At 66.4% G+C, this 10,154-nt stretch carries 9 protein-coding genes; 3 read left to right on the top strand and 6 right to left on the bottom strand.

The annotated features are described in order from the left end of the window. Positions 1-6 precede the first annotated feature (6 nt). The 3 genes from ACQ4WO_RS06700 to ACQ4WO_RS06690 all read right to left on the bottom strand — a co-directional run bounded on the left by ACQ4WO_RS06700 (position 7) and on the right by ACQ4WO_RS06690 (position 5,730). On the bottom strand, positions 7-1,506 hold the full coding sequence (locus tag ACQ4WO_RS06700) for an endonuclease/exonuclease/phosphatase family protein (RefSeq protein ID WP_436480727.1): 1,500 nt from the start codon (positions 1,504-1,506) through the stop codon (positions 7-9). Beyond that, positions 1,503-5,171 carry a hypothetical protein gene (locus ACQ4WO_RS06695; protein WP_436480726.1) on the bottom strand — a complete coding sequence of 1,223 codons (3,669 nt, stop codon included), beginning with the start codon at positions 5,169-5,171 and terminating at the stop codon, positions 1,503-1,505. The genes ACQ4WO_RS06700 and ACQ4WO_RS06695 overlap by 4 nt, the downstream gene beginning before the upstream one ends. A 181-nt stretch (positions 5,172-5,352) precedes the next feature. Next, positions 5,353-5,730: a hypothetical protein gene (locus tag ACQ4WO_RS06690; protein ID WP_436480725.1), complete on the bottom strand. Its 378-nt coding sequence runs from the start codon at positions 5,728-5,730 to the stop codon at positions 5,353-5,355. An 82-nt stretch (positions 5,731-5,812) separates the two neighbouring features. Here ACQ4WO_RS06690 and ACQ4WO_RS06685 point away from each other — a divergent pair, with 82 nt between their 5' ends. Then, positions 5,813-6,142, top strand: a complete 330-nt coding sequence (locus tag ACQ4WO_RS06685) for a hypothetical protein (RefSeq protein ID WP_436480724.1) — start codon at positions 5,813-5,815, stop codon at positions 6,140-6,142. Positions 6,143-6,188: 46 nt separating this feature from the next. Here the strand turns inward: ACQ4WO_RS06685 and ACQ4WO_RS06680 are convergent, their stop codons facing one another. Beyond that, a complete protein-coding gene (locus ACQ4WO_RS06680) occupies positions 6,189-6,647 on the bottom strand; it encodes a hypothetical protein (RefSeq protein WP_436480723.1) in 459 nt (152 codons plus the stop codon). Positions 6,648-6,815: 168 nt separating this feature from the next. Between ACQ4WO_RS06680 and ACQ4WO_RS06675 the strand changes: the two genes are divergently transcribed. Next, positions 6,816-8,006: a low temperature requirement protein A gene (locus tag ACQ4WO_RS06675; protein WP_436480722.1), complete on the top strand. Its 1,191-nt coding sequence runs from the start codon at positions 6,816-6,818 to the stop codon at positions 8,004-8,006. Between the two features lie 13 nt (positions 8,007-8,019). Here ACQ4WO_RS06675 and ACQ4WO_RS06670 read toward each other — a convergent pair whose 3' ends face one another. After that, positions 8,020-8,550 carry a GNAT family N-acetyltransferase gene (locus ACQ4WO_RS06670; RefSeq protein WP_436480721.1) on the bottom strand — a complete coding sequence of 177 codons (531 nt, stop codon included), beginning with the start codon at positions 8,548-8,550 and terminating at the stop codon, positions 8,020-8,022. An 80-nt stretch (positions 8,551-8,630) separates the two neighbouring features. Between ACQ4WO_RS06670 and ACQ4WO_RS06665 the strand changes: the two genes are divergently transcribed. Beyond that, positions 8,631-9,200 (top strand): helix-turn-helix domain-containing protein, encoded by a 570-nt coding sequence (locus ACQ4WO_RS06665; RefSeq protein WP_436480720.1) that lies wholly within the window; start codon positions 8,631-8,633, stop codon positions 9,198-9,200. A 13-nt stretch (positions 9,201-9,213) separates the two neighbouring features. On the opposite strand, the gene ACQ4WO_RS06660 is transcribed toward ACQ4WO_RS06665, so the two are convergent. After that, on the bottom strand, positions 9,214-10,107 hold the full coding sequence (locus ACQ4WO_RS06660) for a LysR family transcriptional regulator (protein ID WP_436480719.1): 894 nt from the start codon (positions 10,105-10,107) through the stop codon (positions 9,214-9,216). Positions 10,108-10,154 lie beyond the last annotated feature (47 nt).

Raw genomic sequence — 10,154 nt, 5'->3', positions numbered from 1 at the left:
CTCTGTCTACAGCACGGCAAACAGCGCCAGGTGGTCGCTGGTGCTGCGCAGGTAGCCGTAATTGGCCCAGCCGTTCAGTGTGCGCGCCTGGCCTACGGCATACACGGCCGCCGGCGATTGCGGCCAGGCCATGCCGGCGGGCACGTTCGTAAATTGCGCTGCCAGCGGGCGCGTGCCGATGGGCACGCCCGCAGGCATGGCGCCCGCCACCGTGAACGGCGTGCCCGACACGGGATTCATCACCGTGAACTGGTAGTTATTCGCCGGCACCAGCGGGTTGACGAGCATATTGTCGATCGAGAAAAAGTTGCTCACCATATCGCTGCCGATATAGTTATAGCCCGGATACGGCGCCGCCAGCAGCGGGCCGCCGGCCGTATTGTCGGACCACAGGAAGCGCGACTGCTGCGTCAGCTGCTTCTTGGTGCGCTTGGGGCGGATATGCGTGGCCAGGTAGCCCTGATACGCGTCCAGCGGCAGATTCGGTGCCACCGGCATGGCAAGCGGAGGGTCCAGCAGCGGTATGTAGTTGATCCCGCGCAACTGGTCGTAGGCCGTGGTCCGCCCGCCCACCCCGGGCGGCAGCGCATGGATGGCGTTCAGGTTGAAGTCGCCGCAGATCAGCTTGATTTCATTGTGCGGCGCGCCGGCGGGCGCCGCCGCCACGTCGAGCAGGCCGCGCAGCAGGATATTGATGAAATTGGTGGCGCCGCCGTGGTTGGGCGGCGCATGCACGGCAAACAGGGTCAGGTTGCGCGTGATGACGTTGGCCTGGTTGGTTTCCACGAAACTGACCATGAAGGGCTGGCGCAAGCCATTGAAATTGACCAGACCGCCAACGACGGGCGGCGCGGCCGGCGGCAGCGCGGGCGCGAAGGCGATGCGCGCCGCCGCCATGCCCTCGGCCAGGCCGCCGTTGTACTGCGCGCCGGCCGGGATAATGCGCGCCGCCTGGCCTGGCGGGTTGAGAAAATCCTGGATGTTGGGCGCGCCGGCGCCCCCGGCAGGGTAGGCGGCGGGCACGGCGCCGGCCGCCACAGCCGACACGCCGCCGCCCGTCCACACGTTCGGCCCCGTGAAATAGCGCCGCACTTCCGTGGGCGTGCCGGCCGTGCCCGATATGCCGCGATACAGCACGGCGACCGATTCCGTGCGCCCGTCCGTGCCCACTTTCAGCGGCGGCACCATGCGCCACGCAGCGCGGTTGGGGTCGGTGGCGTCGTTGCGCAGCTGTTGCAGCAGGAAGATCGCGCCCTGCAGGCCGCCCGTGGCGGGCGCCAGGTCGCCGGCGCCGGCCGCGCTGGCCGACACCTCGATCAGGACGAAAATGTCGGGCTGCGTTGCGCGCAGGATGGTCAGGATGTGGTTGCGGCGCTGCAGCGCGGCCACGGCCGGCAGGTTGCCGCCGCAGCGGCCGCCTTCGCCATAGCGGGGCCGCTTGCGGCTGGGATTGTTGACCTTGTTGATGCCGAAGTTCTCGATATTCCAGTACACGACGTTGGTCATGCTGCGCTCCCCAATGAAATGGCAGGCAATGGCAGCGCGGCCAGTTCCGGCTCCTGCCGGGCGGCCGCATCGGCGATGTACGCGGCATACCAGCCCAGGCTGCCCGTATTCTTCGGGTCGCCAAACAGGAAGAACTGGATGTTCGCGTCGGGCGGCAGCTTGGCGATGCCGAGGAACTTGATGGCGATATTGTCGAGCCGCAGGCAATAATAGTAGGCGTCGCCGCCGGGCACTTTCTGGCGCATCAGCCCGATATTGTCGATGGCCAGCTTGAAGATGCCTTGCAGGCTGATCATCCTGGCGCCCGGCGCCGCGCCGGGCAGCGACAGACCGACGAAGACGGCTTGCTCGTCGTCGCCGGCGGTGCTGGCGGGCGACCAGGCCAGCAGCAGGGTCGAATGGAAGCCGGCGGCCGAGACCAGCGCGCCCGGCCCGCCCATGGTGACGTCGTACACGACGCCGTGCCAGGGCCCGTCGAGCGTGCCCAGGTTCAGCGCCGTGCTGACGGGCAGGAAGCCGAAATCTGCCGGCTTTTGCCCGTCGGCGGCGGCGATAAAGCCCGACAGTTCCAGGCCGAAGCCCTTGAACAGGCTGTCCGGCCTGGCCTGGCTGGCGTCGAGGTCGTAGGCCAGGTTGGTCGTCACCTCGTCGAAGCGCACGGCCGACGGCGTCGTCTGCGGATAGCGCATGTCGATCACCAGGTTGGAAAAGGCCAGGCCTGCGCCGTCCGGCGGCAGGTCCGGCGCCAGCGCGCCGAACGACAGCAGGTCCAGCACGGCGCCCGTGCGGTCGTCCAGGCTGGCGAAGTCCAGCGTGCCCCAGACGGAAAAACGGTTCAGCACGGTCGCGCCCGCGTCGGTGGTGCCCAGGCAGTTGAACTGGATGCGCTGGAAAGCCACGTGGCGCAGCAGGTTGCTGTCGAGGCTGAATATCGACGGCGTGGCTTGCTCGAAGATGTAGATGCCGGTGCCATTTTGGTCGATATAGCTGCCGTCGAGTACCACGCCGTTGTTCGGCATCGCATTGCCGCCGAAGGTGGTGGCCGTCACGCGCGAGCCGAGCAGGCCGTTGACGGCCAGCTGCACGTAGCTCTTGAAGGTCTTGATGACGGCATTGTCGAACAGCACCTGCAATTGCAGCACGCGGAACGCATAGTTGTCGGTGTCGGGCAGGGCGATCGGTGTATCGGGCGGCAAGCCGTTGCGCTGGCCTGCGGCGAAGGCCGGGTCCTGGTAGTCGACCAGGCCGAAGGTGCTGGAATTGCCGTCGAGGGTGATGCTGCCGTCACCATGCACCGTCACGCGGCTGGCCGTGAAGCCGAAATGGTGGGCGACGAAGCGCGTCAGGTCGAGGCCGGCCGCAATGCCCTGCAGGCCGGCGGGCAGACTGGACGGGTCCAGGTCCGCCTGCAGCACCAGCACGCCGGTCCAGGCGGGATCGCTGACCAGTTCCAGGAAATGCCGGTACGGCGATGCGGGATTGTCCGCCGCCAGCACCTCGGCCGCTTCGATGAGGTCCTGCAGCCACTGCGACAGCCCCGTATAGGCGATGCCCTGGACGCTGGGGCCGGCGTCGGCGGCCAGCGAAAAATCGGGCGCGCCCGACCAGGCGTTCGGATTGGCGACGCGTTCCCTGACACTGCCGCTGCAATACTTGAGCAGCATCACGTTGCGGTAGGACGTGGGCGTCACGCCGACGCCCACCTGCGCTTGCATGGTCCAGCCCGCGATGCCCACGGTATTGTCGAAGAGTGCGCCGCCGTCCGACAGGTGGGCCGCGTTGACGGCCACCAGGAACAATTGATTGGTCTGCAGGGCATCCTGCAAGATAGCGTCCGGGAAGCGGAAGCCGAACGGCAAGACCTGGCCGCCGTCGCCCAGGGTCTGGCCCAAGGTCACAGACAGGAAGGCGTCCTGGTCCTGCGCCTGGCTGGACACGGTGGCGACAGCGCCCTGCGGCGTGGTGCGGTAGTGCGGCGCTTCCGCCACCGCCTCGCCGGCGGCCAGTCCGCGCACGCGGCGGCTGGTGGCCGCGCGCGCCTGCCAGGTGGCGCTGGCGCCGCCGGAAATGACGGCCTTGCGCGTGGCGGCCACGATGCTGCTTTCAAAGCTCGACAGCAGGGAGGCGCTGATATCGAGCGGGCCGCCGCTGACGGCGCCGCCATACGGCAACAGGGGAAAGGCGTGCGCGGCGCCCTGCGGCACGGGCAGCGCGGGCGGGGTCGAGGCGAGCACGGTATCGGCGGCCACGGCGCGCAGCAAGGCGGCCGCCCGAGCGGCCGGCGGCAAGCCGTACATGGGACTGCCCGCCGGCTCCGCATGGTATTGCGGCATGGCCGCGCCGCCCTTCAGCACGCTGGCCCAGCAACTGAGGTAATCGGCCGTCAGCGGCGTGGCCACGTTACCGGAATCGGGCAAGTCCAGGGTCGCGGCCTGGAACGGGAAGACGGCCGCGTAGGCGGGCGAGGCGGGCACGAACAGCAGGCTGTCATTCTGCGGCGCGGCACCATCATAGGTGGTCATGCTCAGCTGTTCCGAGCCGAAGATGCCGCATAACAAGTTTGTCGGCGTCCCGGCAGCCTGGCCGCTGGCGTTCAGCCCGAAGCGCCCGGCCGGCGTCAGCAAGGCCTTGCTGGTGGCGGGCTGAGACGGTGATGGCGCGGCGCAGCCAAAGGCCAGGGCGCCCGACTGCAAGCCGATCACGGGCGGCTGCCCGCTGGCGGCGCCCAGCGGCAGCAAGGCCGTCGCATGGCCCAGTGCCGTGCGGTAGGTGGACGGCAAGGCGGGCTGGCCGGCCGGCAGCAAGCCGCAGCGCAATACGCCTTCCAGCCTGGCCTTGGCGGACAGCTTCTGATTGTAGGGATCGAGCGGGTCGACCGTGCCGACCCAGGCCAGGCTGGCCGGCAGCGCGGCGGGCGCGCTCAGCGCCGGGTAGAACAGTTGCTGCAGCTGGCCGCTGGCCGTGTCGCGCGCGCTCAGGGGGAAGCCGACGGCCAGGCCGCGGGGGCCGAAGGTGACGGCAGGGTTGACGGTGGCCGTAAACGTCAGGCAGCCCGCATTCGCGCCCGCCAGCGGCACGAAAGTGCGGATCGTGCTGCCGCTGCCCGTGACCCTTATGCCGATATCGCTGGCGTTGCGCTGGAAGGCCAGCGCCGGCGGCGTCGCCAGCGGCGCGGACAGCCGCAGACTGCCGCTGGCGGCGTCGATGGACAGGCCGACGCCGGACAGCACGTTGAACAGCAGGTCCTGTCCCAGCAGGAAATTGACATTGGTGCTGGTGGCAAAGCCCTTGGTCAGCGGGTTATAGCTGTAGCTGCAGCCGTAGTTCTTGAAGGGATCGGCCGGCGCCGCATCGGCGTCGCGCAGCCATAGCAGCGCGTTCAGGTTCAGTCCCGGCGCCGACGACTGCCCGTCGATATAGGCGGCGAGTGCGGCGATGAAAGGGCCGGGCGCCGCGTCCAGCGCCGCCGGGCGGGCGCTGGCAAACACGTAGCTGCCCATGCGCTGCGGCGACAGGCTGTCGGCATAGCTGATGCTGTCCGGAGGCGTGGCCGGCGGCGCGACGGGCGGCAGCAGGTAGCCGGCCCAGGCATGGTCCGCCTGCGGCGGAGATTCATATAGGCTGACCTTGCTGGCGGGATCGGTGGCGACGAAGCTGAAACCCATGACAACCTCCACTCAAGACGCGACTCGGGCTGCGATGCGGCGGCATGGCGCGCCGCGCGGCATCGCAATCGTTTACAACGGGTGGGCCCGGAAGGGCGTCGGATGGCCTGACTGGCTGCCTGGATGCGTTGGCGGGCGGCCATCCAGGGCGCCCGCCCGCAGGCGGGCGTGAAGTCGCCGCTTACTGCGAGTTGGAGGTAAAGGTGGCCAGCACGAAGCCAGTGTAGGTATACACGGTGCCGCTGTCGACGATGTCGCCGGAGAGCAGCACGTTATACAGCCCCGTGCTTTGCGGCGAGTAGCTGACCGTCAGGCCGGCCTTCCACGTGACGACGCCATTGCCCGTGTCGCTTGCCAGCTTGGCCGTGGTGAAACCGGTGCTGACGCTGGGGTTCCAGTACGTGGTGCGGCCCTGGAACTGGAAGGCGATGCCGGTCTGGTTGTTGCTGTCGCTGCTGGCGATGGACAGCGCGATGGTGTTTGGCGTGGTGTTGGTGGTGACGCTTTGGCCGGCGGCCAGCGTATGGTTGGTGACTTCGACGCGAGGTAAGTTGGACATGACATTCTCCATGAGGTGATATCGGCCTGCACTTGCGGTGGGCGCCCCGTGGCCGACAGGTCCGGGACAGTTGGGTAAGTCGGTGGAAACGGTATTGCAACGGCTTGGCGGCCATGCGATAAAAATATGGCAGGACAATACGCCATTTCAAATAAAGGCAAGACATTTGATATTAATCAATCCGGAATTGATTAATATATCTTTTTATTTTCTTATTCAGAAAATGGTTTCCGGCTATTCGGAATATAACCATGCCGGCTCTTGCGCATCACGAGTAGCGATTCTATGCTTATTTTTTTGCGCGATTCTCTCGAATTGTCGCAAAGGCAGCAATGGTGCGGCATCCGGGCGCGGCGCGGGAATGCGCCGCCGGCAATTTGGCGGCGACAGGCAAACCGGACAGGGAATGTAATTGAATATAAACGGTTTATTGAATTAAATAGATGCCATGCGCGGCTTTATTGCGCGGCCGGCGCGGGCAGGACCGGGCAGCGTTCAAAAACGGCTACCACCTTGCCAGTCAGCATGTACTGCGTGCCGTCATCGAGGATGGGGCCATCGATGAGGATTTGATATTGCTGCGGACCGAGCGCCTGGAAACGCAGGGTCAGCCTTTTCTGGAACGTCACGATGGTATCGCCGCGGTCGGCGTCCAGCTGCAGCAGGATAGTCGCTGTCGACAATAAAACCGTCCAGTATGCGGTGCCGTTGGCGCGCAGCGCCACCAGGGTGTTGTCGTTGATATCGTTGCTGGCCGTGGCGATGGCGTCGCTGTTGACCGTCAGCGCCATGGTTTGCGGCGCCCGGCATGCGGGTGCCGGTTCGTCCAGCTGGCGCGCCAGCACCGGGGCGTCGCCACCGAGCGATAGCAGCAGCACGGCAGCCAGCCAGGGGCCGCGCCAATTCAGCTGATACATGGTGGAGGTGGTGTCCCGCGCATGCGGCCCATCGTAGCGAAATTCGGCCGGAAGAGCAAACGCATGCCGGCCGCAGCGCATCGCCATGGCCGCCATCCCCATCTGCTATCATCGTGCCGTTTTGGCCGGCGCCGCGGGCGCCGCTCCGGTTTTTATGCAAGGAAAAAAATGAATAATCGCATTTCCCTGCTGCGCCAGCGCGGCGTGCAGGACAGCGGCAAGGTGGGCATGATCGAGCTGTTCTTCGATCTCGTGTTCGTGTTTGCCGTCACACAACTGTCGCACGGCTTGCTGGCCCACCTGAGCGCCATGGGCTGGCTGCAGACGGGCTTGCTGCTGATGGCCGTCTGGTGGGTGTGGATCTTCACGTCGTGGATCACCAACTGGCTCGACCCCGAGCGCATTCCCGTGCGCATCAGCCTGTTCGCGCTGATGCTGGGCGGCCTGATCATGTCGGCCTCGATCCCCGAAGCGTTCGGCACGCGGGGCCTGGCCTTTGCTGGCGCCTACGTCGCCATGCAAGTGGGCCGGCCGCTGTTTGCCTGGTGGGCCGTGCGCCATGAAGCGCTGTCGCGCCGCCATAATTTCCAGCGCATCGCCCTGTGGGCCGTGCTGTCCGGCATCTTCTGGATCGCCGGCGGTATCGCGTCGCCCGAACAGCGCATCTTCTGGTGGGTGCTGGCACTGGCGATCGACCTGGCCGGCCCCTGGATGCAGTTCGGCTTGCCTGGCCTGGGCCGCTCGACGACGGCCGACTGGGATGTCGACGGCAGCCACATGGCCGAACGCTGCGGCCTGTTCGTCATCATCGCCCTCGGCGAATCCCTGCTGGTGACGGGCGCCACGTTCGCGGGCCTGGAATGGACGGCCGCCAACTGGCTGGGCTTTATGTCGGCCCTGGTCGGCAGTATCGCCATGTGGTGGATTTATTTCGATACGGGCGCCGAGGCGGGCCACCACCGTATCGCCCACTCGAAAGACCCGGGCCGCATCGCCCGCAAGGCCTACACGTATATCCACGTGCTGATCGTGGGCGGCGTGATCGTCAGCGCCGTGGCCGATGAACTGGCCCTCGTGCATCCGGACGAAGCGAGTTTTGCCGGTATCAGCGCCTTGCTGGGCGGCCCGATTCTGTATTTGCTGGGCAATGCGCTGTTCAAATGGGTCAGCAGCGAGCGCGCCGCGCCGCCGCTGTCGCATCTGCTGGGCATCTTGATCATCCTGGCCCTGATCCCGATGGCGTATGGCCGCCTGTATTCGCCCCTGACCCTGGCCTGCATCACCAGCTGCGTGCTGGTACTGGTGGCCGTGTGGGAGCATATGGCGCTGCGCCGTCCGCCACCGGAGATCGATCCTTGACGCTTGCCTGAGATTAGCCGGGCGGCGCGATGCCGTCCGGATCGCTGCGCGTATCGAGCTGCAGCTGCAGGAATGCCAGGTCCAGCCAGGCGCCGAACTTGGTGCCCACCTGGCGCATCAATCCCACTTCTTCGAAACCCAGCTGCCTGTGCAGGGCGATCGAGCCGGCATTGCCCGCCTCGATGCCCGCCACCATCACGTGCTTGCGCAAGCCGCGCGCCCGCGCTATCAATTCCACCATCAAGGCCTTGCCGACGCCGGCGCCCCGGCGATCGGCGCGCACGTACACGGAATGCTCGACCGTATGCCGGAAACCCTCGAACGGGCGCCAGTCGCCGAACGAGGCGTAGCCGGCCACATTCTGCTCGGCATCGATGGCGACGAGCACCGGATAGCCGGCCCGCTGGCGATCGGCCAGCCAGGCGGCGCGGTTGGCCGCATCGACCGTGCGTTCATTCCAGATGGCCAGGGTGTTGCTGACGGCATCGTTGTAGATGGCCAGTATGGCTTCGATATCGCCCGCATGGGCGTCGCGTATCTGCATGTTGCTCTCCTCGTCAAGCGTCTACTATAATGGACAAATCATAGATTGCCGCTCACTGCTTGTCCAATAAAATCATATAAATGTCCACTAAACCAGACGAATTGAATCAGCGCATCGGCGCCAGGGTGCGCCTCGAGCGGGAAAACCTGGGATGGTCGCTGACGGACCTGGCGGCCCGCTCGGGCGTGTCGCGCGCGATGGTGCACAAGGTGGAGCGGGGCGACTGCAGCCCCACGGCCACCTTGCTGGCCCGGCTGTCGGGCGCCTTCGACCTGAGCATGTCCGAACTGATCGCCCGCGCCGAGATGCGCGCAGGGCGCTTGCTGCGCAAGGCGGAACAACCGGTGTGGACCGACCCGCAGAGCGGCTATGTGCGGCGGCACGTGTCGCCCGCGTCCGACATGCCGCTCGACCTCGTGCATATTACCTTGCCGCCGGGCGCCGTGGTGGCCATGCCGGCCGCCGCCTATGTGTCGCGGCGACAACTGATATGGTCGCTCAGCGGCAGCCTCGTGTTCATCGAAGGAGACACGCGTCACGTGCTGGACGAGGGCGATTGCCTGGAACTGGGTCCGCCGGCCGACTGCGTGTTCCGCAATGAAACGGCCGCCGCGTGCACCTACGCCGTGGCCGTGTTGAAGAATAGTTAAGCTTAAACCAGCGTTACAGCGCTACTGCGCGCAGCTGGCCAATGAAGGCGCGCGCGGCGGGCGCCTGTTCGTGGCGGCGGAAGGCCACGGCGATTTCCGAGCTGATCTGCGGCCCTGCCAGCTCGCGGAACACCACGCCGGGCAATTGCACACTGGCCATTACCGAGTGGGGCACGATGGCGCAGCCGACACCCAGCGATACTTCCGTCAGCACGGCCACCAGGCTGCCGGGGCGCGACACCACCTGCGCCGCAAAGCCGCCGCGCCGGCTCACTTCCAACGTTCCCAATTCCTGTTCCGGCACGATGAACGCCTGCTGCACCAGCGCGGCCGGCGCCGCCACGTCAGACAAAGCCAGCGGGCTGTCCGCCTGCACGGCCAGCACGAAGCGGTCGCGCAGCAAGACCACGCTGTCCAGTCCTTCCGGCAGGTGCAGAGGCGGGCGCACGAACGCCAGGTCGACCCGGCCCTGGTCCAGCAAGCCGGGCAGGGTATCCATCGCGTATTCGCGCGCGCCGATGTGGATGCCCGGGTGGCTGGCGCGAAAGCGGGCAAACTGGTCCTGCAGCACGCCGGAATACGCGGCCGACGCCACGTAGCCGATTTCCAGCCGCCCCAGCTCGCCCCGCCCGGCGCGCCGCGCCACTTCCTGCGCTTGCGCCAGTTGCCCCAGCGCCCGCGCCGCCTCCAGCACGAACAGTTCGCCTGCCGCAGTCAGGGACACGGCGCGCTTGCTGCGCTGGAACAGCCGCGTGCCCAGCAGCTGCTCCGTTTCTTGCACCTGCTTGGTCAACGCGGGCGGAGAAATACCGAGTTCCGCGGCGGCCCGCGCGAAGTGCAGGCTGTGCGCCACGGCCAGCACGCAGCGGAAATGCCGCAGTTCCATCTCTTTATCTGTATTTACCATGGGTAAATTATAAGGCGCCTATCTTATAACAGGAAATAATACAAGCG

Origin of the sequence: Janthinobacterium aestuarii (assembly GCF_051380835.1) — a bacterium.
GTDB lineage: Bacteria > Pseudomonadota > Gammaproteobacteria > Burkholderiales > Burkholderiaceae_D > Janthinobacterium > Janthinobacterium aestuarii.
The sequence above is the reverse complement of the archived record's forward strand: the minus strand, read 5'-3'. Positions and strand labels throughout refer to the sequence as shown.

Excerpts from the sequence above, each read along its gene's own strand:
- ACQ4WO_RS06700 (WP_436480727.1), bottom strand. The coding sequence starts at position 1,506 with ATGACCAACGTCGTGTACTGGAATATCGAGAACTTCGGCATCAACAAG.
- ACQ4WO_RS06695 (WP_436480726.1), bottom strand. The coding sequence starts at position 5,171 with ATGGGTTTCAGCTTCGTCGCCACCGATCCCGCCAGCAAGGTCAGCCTA.
- ACQ4WO_RS06690 (WP_436480725.1), bottom strand. The coding sequence starts at position 5,730 with ATGTCCAACTTACCTCGCGTCGAAGTCACCAACCATACGCTGGCCGCC.
- ACQ4WO_RS06680 (WP_436480723.1), bottom strand. The coding sequence starts at position 6,647 with ATGTATCAGCTGAATTGGCGCGGCCCCTGGCTGGCTGCCGTGCTGCTG.
- ACQ4WO_RS06675 (WP_436480722.1), top strand. The coding sequence starts at position 6,816 with ATGAATAATCGCATTTCCCTGCTGCGCCAGCGCGGCGTGCAGGACAGC.
- ACQ4WO_RS06670 (WP_436480721.1), bottom strand. The coding sequence starts at position 8,550 with ATGCAGATACGCGACGCCCATGCGGGCGATATCGAAGCCATACTGGCC.
- ACQ4WO_RS06665 (WP_436480720.1), top strand. The coding sequence starts at position 8,631 with ATGTCCACTAAACCAGACGAATTGAATCAGCGCATCGGCGCCAGGGTG.
- ACQ4WO_RS06660 (WP_436480719.1), bottom strand. The coding sequence starts at position 10,107 with ATGGTAAATACAGATAAAGAGATGGAACTGCGGCATTTCCGCTGCGTG.